This is a genomic window from Rhizobium yanglingense (assembly GCF_977109285.1).
Genome location: NZ_CDSAWY010000005.1, coordinates 1,138,318 through 1,160,094 on the forward strand (window position 1 = coordinate 1,138,318; position 21,777 = coordinate 1,160,094).

General features: G+C 62.4%; 7 protein-coding genes and 16 pseudogenes. 4 read left to right on the top strand and 19 right to left on the bottom strand.

From position 1 onward, the window contains the following. Positions 1-89: 89 nt before the first annotated feature. Positions 90-506 carry a MarR family winged helix-turn-helix transcriptional regulator gene (locus ACW4PC_RS15190; protein WP_022713262.1) on the bottom strand — a complete coding sequence of 139 codons (417 nt, stop codon included), beginning with the start codon at positions 504-506 and terminating at the stop codon, positions 90-92. 814 nt (positions 507-1,320) lie between these two features. Between ACW4PC_RS15190 and polA the strand changes: the two are divergent. Further along, positions 1,321-4,316, top strand: a pseudogene (gene polA / locus ACW4PC_RS15195) (DNA polymerase I). Between the two features lie 165 nt (positions 4,317-4,481). Further along, a pseudogene (locus ACW4PC_RS15200) lies at positions 4,482-6,767 on the top strand (DNA translocase FtsK). A 6-nt stretch (positions 6,768-6,773) separates the two neighbouring features. Here the strand turns inward: ACW4PC_RS15200 and phnN are convergent. The 11 genes and pseudogenes from phnN to ACW4PC_RS15255 form a co-directional block, all read right to left on the bottom strand. Continuing rightward, entirely contained in the window at positions 6,774-7,331 is a 558-nt protein-coding gene (gene phnN, locus ACW4PC_RS15205) for a phosphonate metabolism protein/1,5-bisphosphokinase (PRPP-forming) PhnN (RefSeq protein WP_455875027.1), read from the bottom strand. A gap of 63 nt (positions 7,332-7,394) precedes the next feature. Then, positions 7,395-8,517 (bottom strand): annotated as a pseudogene (locus ACW4PC_RS15210) (alpha-D-ribose 1-methylphosphonate 5-triphosphate diphosphatase); the annotation flags it as partial. 30 nt (positions 8,518-8,547) lie between these two features. Beyond that, positions 8,548-8,778: a hypothetical protein gene (locus ACW4PC_RS15215; RefSeq protein ID WP_455874315.1), complete on the bottom strand. Its 231-nt coding sequence runs from the start codon at positions 8,776-8,778 to the stop codon at positions 8,548-8,550. Then, positions 8,666-9,031, bottom strand: a pseudogene (locus ACW4PC_RS15220) (DUF1045 domain-containing protein); the annotation flags it as partial. The gene ACW4PC_RS15215 and the pseudogene ACW4PC_RS15220, both read right to left, overlap by 113 nt. A 401-nt stretch (positions 9,032-9,432) precedes the next feature. Next, positions 9,433-10,048 (bottom strand): annotated as a pseudogene (locus ACW4PC_RS15225) (DapH/DapD/GlmU-related protein). A gap of 2 nt (positions 10,049-10,050) precedes the next feature. Beyond that, a pseudogene (phnL, locus tag ACW4PC_RS15230) lies at positions 10,051-10,782 on the bottom strand (phosphonate C-P lyase system protein PhnL). A gap of 51 nt (positions 10,783-10,833) precedes the next feature. After that, positions 10,834-11,587: pseudogene (gene phnK / locus ACW4PC_RS15235) on the bottom strand (phosphonate C-P lyase system protein PhnK); the annotation flags it as partial. 109 nt (positions 11,588-11,696) lie between these two features. Beyond that, a pseudogene (locus ACW4PC_RS15240) lies at positions 11,697-11,922 on the bottom strand (alpha-D-ribose 1-methylphosphonate 5-phosphate C-P-lyase PhnJ); the annotation flags it as partial. Then, positions 11,900-12,418, bottom strand: a complete 519-nt coding sequence (locus tag ACW4PC_RS15245) for an alpha-D-ribose 1-methylphosphonate 5-phosphate C-P-lyase PhnJ (protein WP_455875028.1) — start codon at positions 12,416-12,418, stop codon at positions 11,900-11,902. The pseudogene ACW4PC_RS15240 and the gene ACW4PC_RS15245, both read right to left, overlap by 23 nt. Positions 12,419-12,472: 54 nt before the next feature. Continuing rightward, positions 12,473-13,607, bottom strand: a pseudogene (locus ACW4PC_RS15250) (carbon-phosphorus lyase complex subunit PhnI); the annotation flags it as partial. 67 nt (positions 13,608-13,674) lie between these two features. After that, the gene (locus tag ACW4PC_RS15255; protein WP_455875029.1) at positions 13,675-13,851 is read right to left on the bottom strand and encodes a hypothetical protein; all 177 of its coding nucleotides are present in this window, start codon (positions 13,849-13,851) and stop codon (positions 13,675-13,677) included. Here ACW4PC_RS15255 and ACW4PC_RS15260 point away from each other — a divergent pair. Beyond that, positions 13,771-13,989, top strand: a complete 219-nt coding sequence (locus ACW4PC_RS15260; RefSeq protein ID WP_455875086.1) for a hypothetical protein — start codon at positions 13,771-13,773, stop codon at positions 13,987-13,989. The two genes, ACW4PC_RS15255 and ACW4PC_RS15260, sit on opposite strands and share 81 nt — an antisense overlap. Before the next feature lie 267 nt (positions 13,990-14,256). Here the strand turns inward: ACW4PC_RS15260 and phnG are convergent. Further along, a pseudogene (phnG, locus tag ACW4PC_RS15265) lies at positions 14,257-14,728 on the bottom strand (phosphonate C-P lyase system protein PhnG). Between the two features lie 116 nt (positions 14,729-14,844). Here phnG and phnF point away from each other — a divergent pair. Further along, a pseudogene (gene phnF, locus ACW4PC_RS15270) lies at positions 14,845-15,580 on the top strand (phosphonate metabolism transcriptional regulator PhnF). 31 nt (positions 15,581-15,611) lie between these two features. On the opposite strand, the pseudogene ACW4PC_RS15275 reads toward phnF, so the two are convergent. From ACW4PC_RS15275 to mepA, 6 genes and pseudogenes are all read right to left on the bottom strand, one after another. Continuing rightward, a pseudogene (locus ACW4PC_RS15275) lies at positions 15,612-16,261 on the bottom strand (2,3-bisphosphoglycerate-dependent phosphoglycerate mutase). A 34-nt stretch (positions 16,262-16,295) separates the two neighbouring features. Further along, a pseudogene (dapB, locus tag ACW4PC_RS15280) lies at positions 16,296-17,125 on the bottom strand (4-hydroxy-tetrahydrodipicolinate reductase). Positions 17,126-17,223: 98 nt separating this feature from the next. Then, positions 17,224-19,061: pseudogene (locus ACW4PC_RS15285) on the bottom strand (ABC transporter ATP-binding protein); the annotation flags it as partial. A gap of 72 nt (positions 19,062-19,133) precedes the next feature. Continuing rightward, positions 19,134-20,154: pseudogene (locus ACW4PC_RS15290) on the bottom strand (glucokinase). A gap of 20 nt (positions 20,155-20,174) precedes the next feature. Further along, positions 20,175-20,557 (bottom strand): annotated as a pseudogene (locus tag ACW4PC_RS15295) (methylglyoxal synthase). 105 nt (positions 20,558-20,662) lie between these two features. Then, positions 20,663-21,715: a penicillin-insensitive murein endopeptidase gene (mepA, locus tag ACW4PC_RS15300; protein ID WP_455874316.1), complete on the bottom strand. Its 1,053-nt coding sequence runs from the start codon at positions 21,713-21,715 to the stop codon at positions 20,663-20,665. Positions 21,716-21,777: the final 62 nt, after the last annotated feature.

Consider the following 21,777-nt stretch of genomic DNA (forward strand, 5'->3'; position numbering starts at 1 on the left):
CCGACTCCTTTCGAGATTCGGCCGGACGATAGACCAAAGGCGGGGACGTTTCGAGGAAGAAAAATCGAAACAAGGGAGGGCGTAGACGGTCAGATTTTCTTCGCGTTTTCGAGGAGGCGGCGGATATATTCCAGCATCAGTTCGCGTTCGAAGGTCTTGAAGCCTTGGAAAAGCGCCAGATCGGCTTCACGTGCGATCTTGACCGCTTCATCTTCGATGGCCCGCGCATTGGGCGTCAGGAAGATCAGTTGCGCTCGCTTGTCTGAAGGATGGGGACGGCGCTCGATGAGGCCATCGCGCGCCATGCGCGCAAGCGTATTGGCCATCGTCGCCTGTTCGATATCGACGCGTTCGAGCAATTGCTTCTGCGTGAGGCCGTCTTCCGCCCAAAGTTCGAGAAGGATCGGGAATTGCCCGGGAGAAAAACCGAGCCCCGCCGCGCGCTGCTGCAGCGAGCGGGCAAAACCCTTGGCCAACTGACTGGCAAGGTATGCTCCCGAATCCATCCTGTTAAATCCCATGATTGCAGTTAGGCTCAAAAACTGACGCGAAACAATGCAACAAATCGCATGCGATGGATTAAAACTTGTCCCTTAGCTTCATAAATGTGCATCTTCGCCAAAAAACAAAGCCGCCATGGCCTGGAGGTTGGCCATGGCGGCTTGAAAATGGGGACAAAGGCCCGGAGAGGGGGATAAGGCCTTTGTCCAAGCCTGATGCGGCGGGGGACAAGCCGGTAATCAGACCCTCGGCGCGATCAAACGCCGGTAGACCTGATTTGTGACCGGGAATGTGGTTTTTCAAGGGAAGCTGGCCGAGCCGACAATTACAAATTGGTAACAGTTCGGTGAAGCATTAATTCCCGCGCCCTCCGGCGATCATTCCAGAAGAACGCAAGGTTCCATCCGGCAATCAATATGGTCATGCCTCCGCAGATCAGCGCAATGATGCCAAGTGCCTCGTAAGGGCCGACCGATATCAAAAAGGTGGAAAGAAGTCAGGGCGTTCAGCAGCTGGAAATCTGCTTGGCTACCGAAGCTTCGCCTGCGATCCAGATGCTGCAGAAAAAAGGTTTGCGGACCTTGATCGCCAGTAGGAACACCGGCGCGAAGAGCACTTTGAGAAAGGCAGCGGGCCGTCGCCCAGTGTGTAGGAGCTGGCAATGACGACTGCCATGAGAGTAAGCGGTACGGCATGGGCGGCCGCGCAGCTGCGCTTTTCCATAGGCAATCTTTCCGAAGGCGAGGAGTCCGCAATAAATAGTACCGGAAACTGCATGTGCAATGGACGTTTCCATCCCGCCACGCTATCCATGCAGCCATGAAAAAAGGCGATCATCTTTTCCTTATTGACGGTTCGGGTTTCATCTTCCGGGCGTTTCACGCCCTGCCGCCGCTGACGCGCAAGTCCGACGGCTTGCCGGTCGGCGCAGTCTCTGGCTTCTGCAATATGCTCTGGAAGCTGCTGACCGATGCGCGTGACACCTCCGTCGGCGTCACGCCGACGCATCTTGCGGTTATCTTCGACTACTCGGCAAAGACCTTCCGCAAGGATTCTGTACGATGCCTACAAGGCCAATCGCTCGGCACCGCCTGATGAGCTGATACCGCAATTCGGGCTGATCCGCGAGGCGACGCGCGCCTTCAACCTGCCCTGCATCGAGACTGAAGGGTTCGAGGCCGACGATATCATCGCCACCTATGCCCGGCAGGCGGAAGGGACCGGCGCGGATGTGACGATCGTCTCCTCCGACAAGGATCTGATGCAGCTCGTGACGCCGAACGTCCACATGTACGACAGCATGAAGGACAAGCAGATCGGCATCCCGGAGGTCATCGAGAAATGGGGCGTACCGCCCGTAAAGATGATCGACCTGCAGGCCATGACCGGTGATTCGGTGGACAATGTCCCGGGTATTCCCGGTATCGGCCCGAAGACCGCCGCGCAGCTTCTTGCGGAATACGGCGATCTCGACACGCTGCTGGACCGTGCGCATGAGATCAAGCAGGAAAAGCGCCGCCAGGCGATTCTCGAGAATGCCGACAAGGCAAGGCTTTCGCGCGAATTGGTTCGGCTGCGATCTGATGTGCCGTTGGTGCTTGGTCTGGACGACCTCGTTCTCGAAGTGCAGAACGGCCCGAAGTTGATCGGCTTCCTGAAGGCGCTGCAATTTACGACGCTGACGCGCCGTGTGGCGGAGGCCTGCAATTGCGATGCCAGTGCCATCGAGGCGGCCGACGTAAAAGTCGAGTGGGGTACTGCTGCGCACGGCCCCGATCTCGATGCCGTTGAACCGGAGCCGGTTGCGGGCGGCATCCCGGATGTCGAGGGCGCTGCCGTTCCGATTCCCGTCAAGGCCAAGCCCGCCGGCAAAGGCTTTACGCCCGCCGAACTCGCCAAGGCGCGCGCCGAAGCCTTTGCAGCGCTGCCATTTGATCATTCTACCTACGTGACGATCCGCGATCTCGCGACGCTCGACAAATGGATTGGTGATGCGCGGGCAACCGGCCTGGTCGCCTTCGATACCGAAACCACTTCGCTTGATGCGATGCAGGCGGAGCTGGTCGGGTTCTCGATGGCGATTGCCGACAACGACAAGAACCCGGCGGGCGTCAAGACCCGCGCCGCCTATCTCCCGATCGGCCATAAGAACGGCGTCGGTGATCTCCTTGGCGGCGGGCTTGCGGACAATCAGATACCGATGCGGGATGCGCTGCCGCGGCTGAAGGCGCTGCTCGAAGACGAGTCCGTCCTCAAGGTCGCGCAGAACCTGAAATATGACTATCTGCTGATGAAGCGATATGGCGTCGAGACAAAGAGCTTCGACGATACGATGCTGATGTCCTACGTGCTCGACGCCGGCACCGGCGCGCATGGGATGAACTCGCTCTCAGAGAAATTTCTCGGCCATAAGCCGATTGCCTACAAGGATATCGCAGGAAGCGGCAGGGCGAATGTCACGTTCGACCTTGTCGACATCGATCGTGCTACGCATTACGCTGCCGAAGACGCCGATGTGACATTGCGGCTCTGGATGGTGCTGAAGCCACGACTTGCCGCGGCAAAGCTGACGGCTGTCTACGAGCGTCTGGAGCGCCCGCTGCTGCCGGTACTGGCGCGCATGGAAGAACGCGGCATCACGGTCGACCGTCAGATCCTGTCCCGCCTTTCCGGTGAACTGGCGCAAGGCGCTGCGCGCCTGGAGGACGAAATCTATGCGTTGGCGGGTGAGAAGTTCACGATCGGCTCGCCGAAGCAGCTTGGCGACATCCTCTTCGGCGAGCTGGGGCTTGCTGGGGGCAGCAAGACGAAGACCGGACAGTGGTCGACCTCGGCAAGCGTGCTGGAAGACCTCGCCGCCGCGGGTTTCGAGCTGCCGCGCAAGATCGTCGATTGGCGCCAGCTGACCAAGCTGAAATCCACCTATACAGATGCGCTGCCGGGTTACGTGCATCCGCAGACGAAGCGCGTCCACACCTCCTATTCGCTGGCTTCGACGACGACAGGGCGGCTTTCGTCGTCCGAGCCGAACCTGCAGAACATTCCGGTGCGAACGCTGGAAGGCCGGAAAATCCGCACCGCTTTCATCTCCACGCCCGGGCATAAGCCTGATCTCGGCCGATTACAGCCAGATCGAACTGCGCGTGCTCGCGCATGTCGCGGAAATTCCGCAGCTGACCCAGGCTTTTGCCGAAGGCATCGATATTCACGCGATGACGGCCTCTGAAATGTTCGGCGTTCCTGTCGATGGCATGCCGGCCGAAGTGCGCCGCCGCGCCAAGGCGATCAACTTCGGCATCATCTACGGCATTTCCGCCTTTGGCCTTGCCAACCAGCTCTCGATCGAGCGCTCGGAAGCGGGTGACTGCGTCAAGAAATACTTCGAGCGTTTCCCCGGCATTCGCGACTATATGGACAGCCGCAAACAGATGGCGCGCGACAAAGGCTATGTCGAAACGATCTTCGGGCGGCGAATCAACTATCCGGAAATCCGCTACCTCTACAATCCTTCGGTACGCGCCTTCAACGAGCGGGCTGCGATCAACGCGCCGATCCAGGGCTCGGCAGCCGATGTCATCCGCCGGGCAATGATCAAGATCGAACCGGCACTCGCCGAAGCCGGCCTTGCGGATCGGGTGCGCATGCTGTTGCAGGTGCACGATGAACTGATCTTCGAAGTCGAGGATGCCGACGTCGAAAAGGCGATGCCGATCATTGTATCCGTCATGGAAAACGCCGCCATGCCGGCGCTTGAAATGCGCGTGCCGTTGAGGGTCGATGCGCGCGCCGCGACCAATTGGGACCAAGCGCACTGAGCGCTTCGTCCTTCCGGCCCAAAAGATTTTTCTTGATGACTTAACTCGTTGGCAAATCTAGGTTTTTGGTTCTAGAGGTGTGCCGTTTAGCTAGGGCTGGAAGGAACTTGTTAACCTTCATTTTCTAATCCGGTTGGGTCAGAAATTGAGTGAGTAGCGGGTCGCATGCGTTTTCCCAGAACGAATTTGACGGATGCCGGTGATTTTTCCTCGGAAATAGACGTACAGCATGCGGGCGATGACATAAATGTCGCTCCCGCAGCGCCGGTTTGGCAAAGCAATTTCTCGCTTGCACCGAACGTGCGTTTTACCCGCACGCCGGAAAACCTGATCAGTAAACGCCGCGCGCCGGCCGAATCGGAACAGTCCTCTCGCGAGGAGACCGTCAGCGAAGGGCCGGCTGTTGATGTCGAGCCAAGCGCTCCGATGATGATTGACGTGCCGTTCGACATTTATCTGCCGGAAGCCGCTCCATCCGTGTCCGAGATCGATCATCCCAAACATGTCGCCGAAATTCAGGTCGAGCCGGGATTTCGCGCTTCGTCCGAGCTGACCGACATTTCCGATTTCGCCTTCTGGGAAGTCATGGCCTTCGAGGAAGCGACTGCGGCCCCTATTACCCTCCCAGTTGCTTTCCTGCCGAAGGTCGAGGTCAGCGCCGGAATCGATCATCCAACACTTCCGCGTGATGGAATGGCGCCCGGGAGGGAGCCCGCCGGAGAGCCCGACGCACCAGCCACGGCCACAGCCGCTCCAGCGCCTGTAAGGTCTATATCGAACGTGGCTCCGGCAGCTCGACCGGCCGCCCCACCGGTGACCGCGAAAACGCGGCCCGATCGCCCGCCGATGCCGGTTCGCGTGCAGGCCGCTGCACCCCTGGCGCCCGCACCGCGGGCTGTAACGCAAAAGACAATCCCGGCGAATATCGATCCATCCGGCTACGAGTTTCCGCCGCGCTCGTTGCTACAGGAACCACCGGAGCGTTTTGGCGAGATCATGCCGCAGGAAACGCTGGAGCGGAATGCCGGGCTGCTGGAAAGCGTGCTGGAGGACTTCGGCATCAAGGGTGAGATCATTCATGTCCGCCCGGGTCCGGTCGTGACGCTTTACGAATTCGAACCTGCACCAGGAGTGAAGTCATCGCGCGTCATCGGCCTTGCCGACGATATAGCCCGCTCCATGTCGGCGCTGTCGGCCCGTGTCGCCGTGGTGCCCGGGCGCGATGTCATCGGCATCGAATTGCCGAACGTGATGCGCGAGACGGTCTATTTCCGCGAGATGATCGAGAGCCAGGATTTCGAGAAGAGCGGCTACAAGCTGGCGCTCGGCCTCGGCAAGACGATCGGTGGCGAGCCGGTGATCGCCGAACTTGCGAAGATGCCGCACCTGTTGGTAGCCGGCACCACCGGCTCCGGTAAATCCGTCGCCATCAACACGATGATCCTCTCGCTGCTCTATCGCATGACGCCGGAACAGTGCCGTCTCATCATGGTCGATCCGAAGATGCTGGAACTGTCCGTCTATGACGGCATCCCGCACCTATTGACGCCCGTCGTCACCGATCCGAAGAAGGCCGTGATGGCGCTGAAATGGGCGGTGCGCGAGATGGAGGAGCGCTACCGCAAAATGTCGCGCCTCGGCGTGCGCAACATCGACGGCTACAACGGCCGTGTCGCGCAGGCCCGCGAAAAGGGCGAGACAGTCCACATCATGGTCCAGACCGGTTTCGACAAGGGCACAGGTGCGCCGATCGAAGAGCAGCAGGAAATGGACCTGACGCCGATGCCCTATATCGTCGTCATCGTCGACGAAATGGCTGACCTCATGATGGTCGCCGGCAAGGAGATCGAGGGCGCGATCCAGCGCCTGGCCCAGATGGCGCGCGCCGCCGGCATCCATCTCATCATGGCGACACAGCGTCCGTCGGTCGATGTCATCACCGGCACCATCAAGGCGAATTTCCCGACTCGCATCTCCTTCCAGGTCACATCGAAGATCGACAGCCGCACGATCCTTGGCGAGCAAGGCGCCGAGCAGCTGCTCGGCCAGGGCGACATGCTGCACATGCAAGGTGGCGGCAGGATTTCTCGTGTCCACGGCCCGTTCGTCTCCGACCTCGAGGTCGAAAAGGTCGTCGCGCATCTGAAGACGCAGGGCCGTCCGGAATATCTGGAGACCGTCACGGCTGACGAAGAGGAGGATGCCGAGCCGGAAGATGGCGCCGTCTTCGACAAGAGCGCGATCGCGTCCGAGGACGGCAACGAGCTTTACGATCAGGCGGTCAAGGTCGTGCTGCGCGACAAGAAGTGCTCGACCTCCTACATCCAGCGCCGCCTCGGCATCGGCTACAACCGCGCGGCATCGCTTGTCGAGCGCATGGAAAAGGAAGGCCTCGTCGGTCCCGCGAACCATGTCGGCAAACGTGAGATCGTGTCGGGGCGCGAAGAATGACGCCGGCTAACCAATTTTCGTAAGGAAGCCGTTGAGCGTCTCGATGATCTTGCGCCCGGCTTCTTCCAGCGAGCTGCTGTTGTCCAGTTCGGTGACGTCGTAGTCGCCCCGTACGGTCAGCGGGCCGCGGGCGAGGCGGGCCATAATGTCTTCGTGCGTCTCGCGGCCGCGGGCTTCGAGGCGGCTGGCCAGCACTTGCGGGCGGGCGGTCACGTTGATGACCTTGAGGCGGGGAAAAACGGCCTGGAAGAGGTGGAGTGCTGAGCGGGAGCCGTTGGCGATTACCAGGTGTCCCTTGGCGAGCGCGACGGAAACCTCTGCTGGAATGCCGTATTTCAGGCCATGGGCCTCCCACCATACGGCGAAGTTGCCGGCATTGCTCCCAGGCGATCGAAGCCGTCCGTCGGAAACGGCATCAGATGATCTTCGCCGCCGGCATCGCGGTCCGCGTGTGATGACGCGGCGCGACGAAATGCACGTCGGGACGGCCGGCAAAACTGCTTTGCCGCACAAGTTTATCAGCGTGTCCTTGCCGGCGCCGCTCGGGCCGACGACAACGACCATCGATGCCGTCGACTGCTCGTGCCGGGTACCAAGTGTGGCTCGTGTGAGGGGATCATGCGACCCGCGCGCGCCCTCGCGCCAGACGGAACGGGTCGACCGGCACGCCCTCCTCGCGGTGAGACCCGGACAAGATCGGCACGCAGGCCGGTAGCGATCCGGCCGCGATCAGTGAGGCCGACCGTGCGGGCGGGCGTGGCGGTGACCATGCGCGATGCGCCTGTGGACAGCGATGATGGCTCTCCACCTCGTCGGCAAGCATGAAGGGTGCGTAGAGCAGGCTGAACGGCACGTAGTCGGAAGAGAGCACATCGAGCACGCCGCGCTCGGCGAGATCGCGAGCGGCGATATTGCCGGAGTGAGACTTGCCGCGCACGATGTTCGGCGCGCCCATCAGCACGCTCATGCCGTGCGCGTGCGATGCCTTGGCGGCTTCGAAGCTCGTCGGGAACTCCGCAAGGCGCACGCCGTTTCCGATCGCTTCGTCGACATGGGCAAGTGGTCGCGTCGTCGTGGCTCGCAACGGTGATGCCACGCTCGGCGCAGACCTTGGCGATCGGCCGATGCGGTGCGGCGTCGATATTGGCGGACGCGGCCTGCCGAGACGCTTTTCGCATGAATTCGCGCGAAGGCCTCGTCCGTCAATGCCGCGCTTCTTCTGATAGTAGAAGATGTACTGATCCATCGTCTGGAACTGACGCTGGCCCGGCGCGTGGTCCATCAGCGAAACGAGGCGGACGTAGCGGATCGTTCTCGAAGTCTGCGAAATGGGCCAGCACATTGTCGGCCGAGACTTCGCAGCGCAGGTGGATGCAGGTGGTCCGCGCGCAGGCGGTTCTTCCTGCTGCGGCCTTCTGGATGGCGTCAGCCATCTCGCGCATTTCGCCCTGCTCGAAGCCACCGTCCTCGTCCGAGCCCATGCGCAGGCAGTCGAAAACGGTGGTGATGCCGGAGGTGACGACCTGGGCGTCATGGGCCTGGATGGCCGCCATCTTGTTGCCAGCGCACGCCGGGGCGAGGCGAATAATGGCGCTTCCAGATGGTCGGTATGGAGTTCGACCAGACCGGGGATCAGGTAGTCGCCTTCGAAATCCTCGCCCGTGTTGCCGAATCGCCTTCGGAGATATCGGCAATCTTGCCGTCACGGATCAGAACGCGAGCCATACACAATCTCGTCTTCAAGAACGATGCGGGCATTGGAAAGGACGTGTCTCTGTGGTCATGCGTGCGCATCTTTAGCGTTTGGCGGCCAGCCAAGCGGCAGCCAGCGAGTGAACGGTGAACGGTGCGCCGCGCGCTTCTTCGGTGAACACCGCGAGGCCGGAAATAGGAGAGCGGCTTGCCAATGAATTGCGGCAAAACGCTGCTCCAGGCATCGCTTGCATGCAGTGCTGAGCGCTCCATCGGGCACTCGGCCGGTCAGCGTCATGTGGAAACCGAAATCCTCCATTACATAAGGATAACCCCAGCGACATGAGGTTGCACGCTGCGCTTTGCGTCAATTTTTCAGGCTTTCGCCTTGACAAATCATCGGCCTCGCAAAGCGCTGCGCGAAACGGCTCGAAGGACTTTACCACGCTTGCCGGCGAAATGCCTGAAGCGGCGCATGCAGAAAACCTGGAACCAGCGCAAAAAAGCGGCCCGATCTGCTCGAGGACAAGTTCGGGGATTTCGAATGCCGGTGTACGGTCCGCGTGCAACATCTTCGACGACAGCCATCAATTGTCTCTCTCGGTTGACCGAAGCAGGCAAGCGCAAAAGGCGCCTTGATAGTGCGCATGAAAGCCGTAACGGCGCGGATCGGCTGTCAGCTCGAATTGCTCTGCGGCCGTCATCCCATCTTCCTCTGGAGCCGGATAAGTTTCGCCCGCAAATGCGTCGCGCCCAAGCCAGATGGAGGCAGCGCCAGTCAGGGGATCGTTCTTTGGCGGCGTGAAATAAAGGGCGTAGCGCAAAAGTTCTTGTCCTGAAAAGTGGTAGAGCAGAGCCGCAATGTCAGCGATTTGGCGACGCACTGCAAGCAAGCTCCCCGGCTAAAAGATTTCCGTGACAGAATGATGATCAAGCGGCGACATTAATCTTTCAGCGGCCTGCCTGCAGAGCTTTAGCCATCATGCCGGCAAAGGAAGTCTTCGGCCGACAGCGCCCGGAAATCCTCGAGCGCTGCGCGCAACTTTGAATGCTCCCAGTCCCACCAGGCAAGTTTGTCCATCCGCTCACCGATTTCTTTGGGGAAGCGTTCACGGATAAGCTTTGCGGGAACGCCGCCGACGATCGTGTAGGGCGCAACATCCTTCGAGACGACGGCGCCGGCGCCGATCACCGCGCCGTTGCCAACCGTGACGCCGGGCAGGATGCGTCGCGCCGTGGCCGATCCAGACGTCATGGCCGATGACGACGCGGTTTGGCGCGGCGCCAGGCAAAGAAATCCGTCTCCATATTCGCATCCGGCCAATAGTCCGTGGCGCGATAGGTGAAATGATGCAGCGTCGCCCGCCATGATCGGATGGTTGGTCGCGTTGATGCGAACGGAGGCGGCGATATTGACGAATTTGCCGATCGTCGCGCACCAGATCGAGCCGTCCTGCATGATGTAGGAATAATCGCCGAATTCGACCTCGCTCGATGCGGCAGCGTTCGGATATTTCCGTGTAGCGGCCGAGTCGTGGCAATCGGTGACGCGTGGCGGTCTCGTGGATGTAGCGGCGTGTCGCGACCAGCTTCACGGCTCATGCTGCGCCGCCTTTCGCGGCGAAAACTGCGGAGACGTCGAGGATGCGGTCGGCGACGGCCTCGCGCACCTCCTCGTCATGGAAGATGCCGAGAAGGGCAACGCCCTCGCCTTCTTTCTCCGCGATCATGCTCGACGACGACGCGCGCGGTTTGTGGCGTCGAGCGAAGCCGTCGGCTCATCGAGCAGCAGGACCGCATGATCGGTGATGAAACCGCGAGCGATGTTGACGCGCTGCTGCTCGCCACCCGAGAAGGTCGCCGGCGGCAGTTGCCATAACGCTTCACGTGGCAGATTGAGCTTTGCAAGCAGTGCGGCCGCCTTTTCTCGCGCGCCGGCTTGCGGCCTCTCCGCGCGCCAGACCAGCGGCTCGGCAACGACGTCGATCGCCGCAACGCGCGGCACGGTACGCAGGAACTGGCTGACATAACCGAGCGTATCGACGGCGGACATCGAGAACCGTGCGTGGGTGCCGCAGTGCCGAGATCGACAACCTGGCCCTTATGGCTAATCAGGATCTGGCCGGTGTCGACGGCGTAGTTGCCGTAGAGCATCTTGAGGATCGAACTCTTGCCGATGCCGGAAGGGCCGCCAAGCACGACGCATTCGCCGGCAGCAGACGGAGAAGGCGACATCGCGAGACGACACGGCAGCTTGATGCCGTCGCGCAAATGCATGGTGAAGCTCTTCGAAGACTTCGGAAACGACGAGGGGCGTTGCCATGTGAGTTCGCTTCCGCGCTTTCAGACCTGCCAGGATCGATAGACAACGAGCAAGTTGCGTGTAGGGCTCGCGCGGATCGTCGAGCACCCGGTCGGTCAGACCGTGCTCGATGACATCAGCCATCCTTCATCACCATCATGCGGTGCGAGAGCAGACGCGCGACGGCGAGGTCGTGGGTGACGATGATCGCCGACAGGCCGAGATCATTGACGAGACCGCGAACCAGATCGAGCAGACGCGCCTGAACCGAGACGTCGAGGCCGCCGGTCGGCTCGTCCATGAAGACGAGACGCGGGCGAGGTGACGAGATTGCGGGCGATCTGCAGGCGCTGGCGCATGCCGCCCGAAAAGGCGCGGGGCTGATCATCGATGCGGTCGGCGTCGATTTCGACCCGCTCCAGCCAGTCGATGGCAGTCGCGCGGATATTGCCGTAGTGCCGGTCGCCGACCGCCATCAGCCGCTCGCCGACATTGGCGCCGGCCGACACCGTCATGCGCAGGCCATCGGCCGGGTTCTGGTGCACGAAACCCCAGTCGGTGCGCATCAGGAAACGACGCTCGGCCTCGCCCATGCGGTAGAGATCACGATAGTGTCCGTCGCGCATGCGATATTCGACGCTGCCCGTCGTCGGCATCAGGCGCGTCGAGATACAATTGAGTAGCGTGGTTTTGCCGGAGCCGGACTCGCCGACGACGGCCAGCACCTCGCCGGGCCAGAGCTCGAAAGGAGGCGTTGCGGCAGCCGGCGCGGTCGCCATAGATACTTGGAAACGTCGCTGACTTTGAGGAGCGGGGCGTCGGTCATTCCGCGGCCTCCTTCGCGTCCGCCAGCAGCTGGCCCTTGCATGGCCCTGCGCGCGGCGGTCCTCGCAATGGTCGGTATCGGAGCAGACGAACATCCGGCCGCCCTTGTCGTCGAGCACCACCTCGTCGAGATAGACATCCTCGCGCGCCGCACAGCGCGCAGGGCTTGCCGAAGCGCTGGATCTCGAACGGGTGGTCCTCGAAATCGAGGCTGACGACTTCGGTATAGGGCGGCACGGCATAGATGCGTTTTTCGCGGCCGGCGCCGAAAAGCTGCAGCGCGTCCGACAGATGCATTTTCGGATTGTCGAATTTAGGCGTCGGCGACGGATCCATCACATAGCGGCCCGGCGACCTTCACCGGATAGGCATAGGTCGTGGAGATGCGGCCGTTGCGGGCGATGTCCTCGTAAAGCTTCACATGCATGAGGCCGTATTCTTCCAGCGCGTGCATCTTGCGCGGTTTCGGTCTCGCGTGGCTCGAGGAAGCGCAGGGGTTCGGGGATCGGCACCTGATAGACCAGGGCCTGGCCCGGCTGCGAGCGTCTCTTCCGGGATGCGGTGGCGCGTCTGGATGATCGTCGCATCGCTTGGTGTGGGTGGTGACCGCGACATTTGCGACCTTCTGGAAGAAGGCGCGGATGGAGACGGCGTTGGTGGTGTCGTCGGCGCCCTGGTCGATGACCTTGAGCACGTCGTCCGGCCCGAGGATTGAAGCGGTCACCTGCACGCCGCCGGTGCCCCAGCCATAGGGCATGGGCATTTCGCGCGAAGCGAAAGGAACCTGATAACCGGGAATCGCGATCGCCTTCAGGATCGCGCGGCGGATCATCCGCTTGGTCTGCTCGTCGAGATAGGCGAAGTTGTAGCTGGCAAGATCGCTCGATTCGGCCGCCTCCTTGATGGTGTCGCCGCCGGCTCGGTTTGCCTCGAAGTCGCTGCGCATCCGGCGGACAAGGTCCAGTTCGGCCTGGAAATCCACATAATGCGGCAATTTCAGATGCTCGACGAAGCCGGTCGCCTGGACATTGTCGGAGTGAGAAATGACGAATTCCTCGTCCTGTGCCGGCGCCGTGATGTCTTCCCCGAGCTCTTCGGCGCGTAGCGCGCGATCGACCAGCGACATCGACATCGCCTTCCGTTCGCTCTGGCCGAAGACGAGGCCGTAGCCGCGCGTGAACTGCGGCGGTGCCTTGGCCGAACCCTTGAACTGATTGACCATCTGGCATTCCGTCAATTGGATCGCGCCGAGCGACACGGCAAAGCCGAGTTCGGGAACGTAAAATTCCACCTCGACCTCGCCGATGCGGATTTCCCCCGTGAAGGGATGATTGCGGCCGTAGCCGCGTTGCGTGGAGTAGGCGAGTGCGAGGAGGAAGCCCTCGTCGCCGCGGGCGAGCGCCTGCAGGCGCAGGTCGCGCGCTCATCGGAAATTCCATCGGCTCGCGCGTCAGGTCGCCGGTCAATCGTGATCCTCCGGCATATCGCCGTCGGCTCTCGATCAGCCCCTCCTGGGCCAAGGATCTCGGACACGCGCATGACATGATCAGGCTCGGCTTCGCGCAGGGCGTTGCGCCGGTCTCGACCGGCCTCGTCTTCGTCGGAAAGCAGCGGGGGATCGAGCAGGCGGTGGGTGTAGTCGAAGGTCGGCCCGAGCAAGCTGGCCGCCAGGCAAATCCTTGTAGGTCGCGGAAACGCGGCGCTGCGATCGGTCATCGCCGGCGGTGTCGAGCGGTTCCGAATAGCCGAAGCGCGGCAGCGTGGTGCGGTAGGCGCGCAGCAGGAAGATGGCCTCGATCCATGTCGCCGCGCGGCCTGACTGGACGGCAAGGGCGGCGAGCGTGCTGGTCGTAGAGGGAGGCTTCCGCCATGACACGGTCGACGGCGAGCGCCAGCTGCGCGACGATCTGCGTCGACGGCCGATCGCGGGCAGCGTCGCGGTCGCCGCGGCGGCTGGTCGGCCAGCAGGCCGGTGGGCGTTGGCGATGGCGGCCTCACCCGCCTTTGACGGCAACATACATGGCTCACGCCTCCGTCGCGATGATCTTGGTGGCGCGTCGTGCAAGCGGAGGTAACGGCTGCCTGTCGTCAGGACGAGGTCGACGCCGCGCGGGAAGAGCGGCGTGGTTTTCCGCCCGAGAGCCGCGGGAACGCGTCCGGCAGGCCGGCGGGTGCTGATGCTCGTTGACGCTGGCGAATGCCGGGGCCTGTCAGAGGCCAGCCGGTCCCGGCCGCCGTCCGAGATCCGGCAAGCTCGACGATCAGCGTCGTGGAGCGGTCGGGATATTCCTGGCTGCACCTGGGGCGAAGAGGCCGAAGGAGGCAATGGCGCTCACGCCGCGCTCGATGACGGCGAAATGCGCCGCGCTTCGTGCCTCCGGCGCCACGGGCGCGCCGGTGTGAAAGCCGAGCCAGCCCGAGCACCGCGGATTTCGCGCAGCCCGGGCCGCTCAGCCAGACTACGGCGTATCATGGTGGCGCGGCGCCAGCAGCAACCGCGCCTGCGGCTAACGCCGCAAGCCGGCAGCAGGCGGGGCGACCGCCGGGCGCGATGGTCTGCGGTCGTGCCGGGGCGGGCCATGCCGTCCATCATGCGTCTTGAAGATCGCGTTGGGCGTGGAAGACCGGTGTCGGCAAAACCGCCGGCCAGGGCTTCGGCCTTGAGGCTCATCAGTCGTCTCCGCGCACCACTGGCGAAGAAATTCGACCCGGGTGGCGGCCGTCTCGTCGGGCCGTGCGCTGATCGACCCCAGCGATCCGCGCCGCGATCGGCGAGAGCAGCCTCTCCTCGACGAAATCCTTCATCGCATCGTCCTGCCACAGTGCGTCGAAGATCGCGGCAGACCTTACCTTTTCGCGGTCCGTGCCGAGCGCTTGTGCATGACCCACGGCGCCGGAACCAAGCCGTATTGTTGCGCGGGTCACTGTGACCTCGCCGAGATTGAAGGGGGCACCGCCGCCACCGATGCGGCCGCGCACCATCACGAGGCCGGTTTCCGGCCCGCGCACCGGTAACCGCTGGCTTTTCAGCGAGCGCGTCAAAGGCTTCAACGAGTTCGTGCCGTTCAGCCTGTGCGAGACGATCGGCAACGCGCTTGCGATCAATCTCGGGCGCAGGGCTCTTCTGTTTCACTGATGTCATCGCGGTTCCTTTAAATGTCTATTGATATAGACAACCATACAAGGTATTTGTAGCCTTAAGGTGAGGACGTGACAAGCGTGTGACATCACTCAAGTGAAAGTGCAGGGCGGGAACGAATGGCCGGACTGAACCAGGTACAGAGACAGACGGGCGTGGCGCTCTGGCGCACGATCGCGGACCGTATTCGCGACGCAATCAGTGCCGGGGCTTATGACGAGACCGGCATGGTGCCGCCGGAAACTATCCTGGCGCTGCAATTCGGCGTCAATCGTCATACGGTCAGAAGCGCGCTTGCCGCCCTTGCTCAGGAAGGCATCGTGCGCGCAGTGCAGGGCCGCGGCACCCTGATCGAGCGAAAGGACAGGCTGAATTTCCCGATCACGCGGCGTACGCGCTTCACTGCCGGTATTGGCGCTCAGGCGCGCGAGATGCGCGGTCTGCTGCTCGACCATGCGGAAGAGAGGGCTGATGCTGACGTTGCGCGCTGGCTGAGGCTTAGGTCCGGGACGGCGGTGATCCGTCTCGAAACATTGCGTCTGGCCGACAAGCGGCCGGTATCTTGCGCAACGACATGGTTTCCGGCCGACCGGTTTTCCGGTATCGACGAAGTCTATCGCAAGACGGAATCGATCACCAAGGCCTTTGCCGAACTCGGCCTGCCGGATTACGTCCGCGCAACGACCGAGATTACCGCCGCTCACGCCGATTCACACGACATCGCCACGCTGGAATTGACGCCGGGCGCCATCCTGCTCATCGCCAAGGCAATGAATACCGATCTTGACGGCGTGCCGGTGCAGTACGCCGATCAGCCGCTTTGCGGCCGACAGGGTCGGCTCGATAGAGAATTGAATTGAAAAAGCCGGGCAGCGAGCCCGGCTTTTCAATGAAATGTCAGGCTTAATGCGCCGGACATATCGCCGAGCACTTCCTTGGAAGCGACGGTCGATCGGCATTGAGCTTGTAGACCATCGGAACGCCGGTCGCGAGGTTCAGCGCCAGGATCTGTTCCTTGCTCAGGCGATCCAGCACCATGACCAGCGAACGCAGCGAGTTGCCGTGGGCAGCGACCAGCACCTTCTCACCCGACAGCACGCACAGCAAGATCTCGGTCAGATAATAAGGCCAGACGCGAGCGCCGGTGTCGCGCAGGCTCTCGCCGCCAGGAGGCGGAACGTCGTAGGAACGCCGCCAGATATGAACCTGCTCCTCGCCCCACTTCGCGCGGGCATAGTCCTTGTTAAGGCCCGACAGGTCACCGTAATCGCGCTCGTTCAGCGCCTGGTCGCGGATCGTCTCGAGCGACGACTGGCCGACGGCGTCGAGCACGAACTGGCAGGTGCGCTGCGCGCGAACGAGCGCCGAAGTGAACGCGATATCGAACTTGATGCCGTAGTCGGCAAGCGCCTGCCCGCCCGCATTGGCTTCCTCGACGCCGAGTTCCGTAAGATCCGGATCACGCCAGCCGGTGAACAGATTCTTCAGGTTCCAGTCGCTCTGGCCATGCCGAACGAGGACGAGAGTACCGCTCATGAAAAATGCCCCGTGAGACTTGAGAGTGGAAAGGTCAGTTGAGACCGAGAACGTCGAGCATCGAATAAAAGCCGGGCTTCTGGCCGCGCGCCCAGAGCGCAGCCGTGACGGCGCCGCGCGCGAAGATCGAACGGTCAGCGGCGCTGTGCGACAGCGTCACCTGCTCACCTTCGCCGGCAAGAATGACCGAATGTTCGCCGATCACCGAACCGCCGCGCAGCGTCGCAAAACCGACCGTACCAGCCAACACGGCACCCGTATGACCGTCACGCACGCGCACGGAGTGGTCGACAAGGGCGATATCCCGCCCCTTCGCCGCCAGCAGCGCCCAGAAGCAGGGCCGTGCCCGACGGCGCATCGACCTTGCGCTTGTGGTGCATTTCGAGGATTTCGATGTCCCAGTCGGCCGCACCGAGCGCCCGCGCCGCCTTGCTCCGTCGAACACGCCGAGCAGGTTGACGCCGAGGCTCATCTTGCCCGACTTGACGATACGCGCGTGGCGCGGCGGCTGCCGCGGATTTTGGCCTCGTCGTCGGATCCGAGCAGCCCGGTGGTGCCGATGACATGGACGATGCGGGCCTGGGCGGCGAGCGCGGCAAACCGTCTCGTCGGTGCCCGCCGGCGCCGTGAAATCCAGGACGCCTTCTGCTTCGACGAAGGCCGCGAGCGGCTGGTCGGTCCCCAATGGCGACGCCGTTTCGGGCCGAGGCCGGCGAGCTCGCCCGCATCGCTGGCCGACGAAGGGGGAGCCAGGGCCGGGCTCGACGGCCGCATGCAGCGCGACACGCCATCCATGGCGTCGATACCGTCCGGATCAGCGTCTGTCCCATGCGGCCGGCCGCACCCAACCACCACGAGCTTCATATCGTTTGCAGCCCATCGGTGATGTCAGCTTCTTGATCCGCTAGTCGAATTTCGGCGTCGGCCGGCGCTTCGGGCGCCTCGCCTTCAGGCGACCGCTCTTCCGAAGACTGGCCCTGGAGATTGTGGAGGCGAGCGTAGAGAGGACCCGTCCGTTGCCGCCGTCGCAAGCGTCGACGTGGGTGCCTTCCTCGACGACGCGAGCCCTGCTGCATGACGACGATCTTGTCGGCGCGTGACGACGGTCGAAAGTCGATGGGCGATGACGACGATCGCCGTGCGGCCGGTCCATCGCGTGGTCGAGCGCCCTCTGCACGGCGGCCTCCGATCCGGTATCGAGCGCGGAGGTAGCCTCGTCGAGCAGCAGGATCGGGGCGTTGCGGACGAGCGCCCGGGCGATCGACAGTCGCTGGCGCTGGCCGCCCGACAGCGTCACGCCGTTCTCGCCGACCGGCGTGTCGTAGCCGCTGCGGCTGCGCGAGGATGAACTCATGGGCGTAGGCAAGCCGGGCGGCGTCCTCGACCTCGGCGTCCGTCGCGTCCGATGCCGGCCGTAGCGGATGCTGTCGCGGATCGTGCCTTCGAAGAGATACGCGGCTGCTGCGACACATAGGCGATGCCCTGGCGAAGCGACTGCTTGGTGACGTCGGCAATATCCTGACCATCGATAAAAATCTGCCCGGATGCCGGATGTCGAAGAACCGCGGAATGAGACTGATGACCGTCGACTTGCCGGCACCCGAGGGGCCCACAAGCGCCGTCGTCTTGCCGCCCTCGGCAACAAAACTCACGCCCTCCAGCACCTCGTCGCCACTGGGATAGCGAAAGCACACGTCACGCAATTCGACAGCGGCATTCGTAAACGCCAGTTCCTTGGCATCGGCATTGTCGCGCTGACGCGGCACCATGTCGAGCAGCTCGTAGACCATGCGGGCATTGACGACGGCGCGCTCCAGCGAGACCTGAAGACGCGCAAGACGGCGGGCCGGATCATAGGCCAGCAGCAAGGCGACGACGAAGGAGAAGAAGGCACCCGGCGGCACGTCAGCATAGATCGCGCGGAAAGCCGAATAGGCAAGCACGGCCGAAATCGCCAAACCCGCGAAGGTCTCGGTCATCGGCGCAGTACGCCCGCAGAGCCGCGCAATCCGATTGGCGCGGTTTTCGGCCCGGTCGACAAGCGTCTCGACCTTGCCACGCAGCTCGCCCTCCATGGTGAAGGCCTTGACGATCGCAATGCCCTGAATCGTCTCCTGCATCGCGCCCAAAACACGGCTATTGACATCAATCGCCTCCCGCGTCACCGAGCGCAAACGCTTGGAAACATACCGCAGGCCAAGGAGCAGAGGAGGCGCAGCGACAAAGACGATGAAAGACAGCAACCAATCCTTGAAAAACATCACACCGACCAGCCCGATCAAAGTCAGCAGGTCGCGCGCAATCGACGTAACGGTCAAATTCAGCACATCGCGAATGCCGCCGACATTCTGGCTGACCTGCGCTGCAAGCTGCGCCGAGCGGGTCTCGTAGAAATAGCCGACGCACAGCGCCATCAGATGGGCATAAAGGCGCCGCTGGTAGCGCGCCACGATGTTGTTGCCGATCCTCGAAAGAGCCACCACCTGGCCATAGCTCGCAAAGCCACGCAGACGAAGGCGACAAAGATCGAAACACAAACGACCAGAACCATATCCGCACGCCGATTGGCGAAGGCCTCGTTGATCACGGCTTCCATGATCCAGGCGGTAAACCCAGTCGAAACGACGACAACAACCAGGCAACTGATCGCGAAAACATAGCCCCCAATATGATCACGACCGTTTTCGGCAATCACCCGCTTCAAGACGCAGCTGATCGTATCGAAGCCGACCGCGTGCGCTTTTTCTTGCGGACAATCAAAAAGAAAGTCTTCCCTGGAACCAATCTGGAGAGCCCACATCAGCCCCGAGCTTTCCCGGCGCTCTATAAAGGTTGGATAGCGCTCTGGCAAGTCAGTGCGCGCGCAGCGGGCTCAGCTTCGCCAGCGGCGGCCCTCAGTTGCCACACCGAAATCCCTCGGCGTGCGGGCAAAGGCCGCAAAGCCCGAGAGAGCCGCAAGCGGGTAAATCACCACAAAAGTGCGAATCGCCCGCACCAGCGCCGAGTGCGGCGCCTTGTCCTCGAACGCAGCACGGAAGGCCGACTTCAAGAGCGCCGGCAGGATCTTCTGCGAGATGCCGCCCGCAAGGAAAACGCCGCCACGGGCCATGAAGATCAGAGCCAGATCGCCCGCGACCCGCCCGAGATAAGTCGAAAAAAGCGAGATGGTCTCCACCGCCGCCCTGTCGCTCTCAGCAAGCGCATGAGACGTGACATCCGCGGGATCCGTCAGAACCGGGTCAACGCCATCCGCCGCGCAGACCGCGCGATAAAGATTCACGATGCCGCGGCCGCAAAGGATCTGCTCGCCCGCCACGCGGCCCTCGATCGGCTCGAGAAAGGGCAAGATCTCCAAGTCGCGCTCACTGCGCGGACCGAGATCGACATGGCCGCCTTCGCCCGGCACCGGGAACCAGGTGAGCTGCGCAAAGACCACGACCGCAACGCCCAAGGCCAGTTCCCGGACCCAGCACAACACGGGAGGACATCGGCCGAATGCTGCCGCCGCCAATCCGCACCAGATCCTCATCCGCCAGAGCGGAAACCGCAAGCGCCTGCGCCTCGAAGTCGTTGATGACAAGCACGTCCTCGAGGCCGAGACTCGAAAGCATGTCATGAGGACGGACCACCCAGCCGCAATTGGTCAACGGAATTTCATCGCCCCGAATCGGACCAGCAACCGCCAGGATAGCCGAACGCGGCCGCACGGAGGTCTTCCCGAAAACGCCCTTCAGCAGCGCCTCATCGATCGTCCCGAAATCACCGGTCTTGAACGGAGGAAAATGCACCGGCTCGGCAAAAGCGTCCACAAGAAGGGAGAAGCGCGCATTCGTGCCGCCGATATCGCCAATCAGGATCGGAAAAGGCAGGTGGGAATCGCTGGTGTTGAGCATGGACATAGCCGGTTCCGTGTCTAGGCGTGCAGAGTCGGGATGAGTTTTTCGGCAGTCGCTTCGTTCAGCGCCATCGGAATGTCGTAGACGATCGCAAGCCGCATCAACGCCTTCACGTCAACATCATGCGGCATAGCCGTCAGCGGATCGACAAAAAAGATCAACAGTCGCACTTCACCGGTCGAAATCAACGCGCCGATCTGCTGATCACCGCCGAGCGGCCCGCTTTCAGCCGGGTGACATAGAGGATCGGGCAGACAGCGTCGAGGACACAACCCCCGGTAGTCCCGGTGGCCACGATCCGCCAGTCAGCCAGAACCGTCTCGTGCGCCTGGGCAAAGTCCGCAAGATCATCCTTCTTCTGATCATGCGCAATCAACGCAACACATTTGCCACCCGCCATGAAGAACCTCGCATCAATAATTAAATCGATTTGACAGCCCTATACATGAGCGCCACGGGAATGGAAAAACTGAAGCATCCCCGCCCCACTCATGTGCACCAAAGCCTACTGCAGCGTCGGACGCGCCATGGGGACCGGGACAACGGCAGGAAGAACATCACCGGACGCACCGATCACCTGCTCGATACTATCGTTCGCTACGGCCGGCGCGGCAGCCCGGTAGGCCGAGCCAAAAGTCGCCGCCGCCACGGAGGCCAGCGCCGGGCCATCCAGAACCACAGCGCAAGACTTCGGCAAGTCGGCAAGCGTCATCACCTTCGGCTTGACGGGCTTAGCGTCCGGCATCTGGGTCGGCTGCGCCCACGGCTCCTCGGTGAACCACCAGGCCAGCGACTTGCCGCAGCCATCGCCCGCCGGCAATTCCGCCTGCGCCTTGCAAGCCGAAGCGCCGGCGGGGCACTTCATACGAATGTGGAAATGAGAATCGTGGCCGTAGATCGGCCGCACCTTGCCAAGATTCGTGCGGTCGCCCGTCCAGGTATCGCAAAGCTTCTTCTTGATCGCCGGATTGACGAAAACGCGCTCCACCTGCGGGTAGCTCGCCGCAAACATCAACAGCTGCACGGGATTCGGCGTCCAGACCGAACGGTCGACCGTCAGGAACTTCCCCTTCTGCAACATCGAGGTGGCGAAGATGTCCTCGCGCTCGCGATAGGTAAGCCGGCGTGAAGGCATCGGCGTCAGCCAGACATCGGCATCGAGCCCGATCTGATGCGAGGCGTGGCCCGACAACATCGGCCCGCCGCGAGGCTGCGAAATATCGCCGACCAACAGCCCCGGCCAGCCGACCTTGTCGGCGGCATCGCGGGAAAACTGCTCAAGCAACGCAATCATCTGCGGATCGCCCCAGCGGCGGTTGCGCGAAAGCCGCATCGCCTGCCAGGTCGGACCATCGCACGGGAAGGCGACACCGCCAGCTAGGCACCCCTTCGAATAAAAGCCGTAGGAATTGGCCGCCATCTCGGCAGGCAGGGCCTTGGAACCGAAAAGCGCCTTGGCCGGCGTTTCGTCCGCCGCGGCATCGCCCGCAATCAGGAGGCTTGCACCGAACACCAGCCAAAGAAACGCCGAGCCGCAAAGGCGAAAAGGAGCAATCATTGAATGTCGTCCCGTTTGTCTCGCGAAAAGCGGAACCGATGTGCGGCATGCCTATCCGGCGA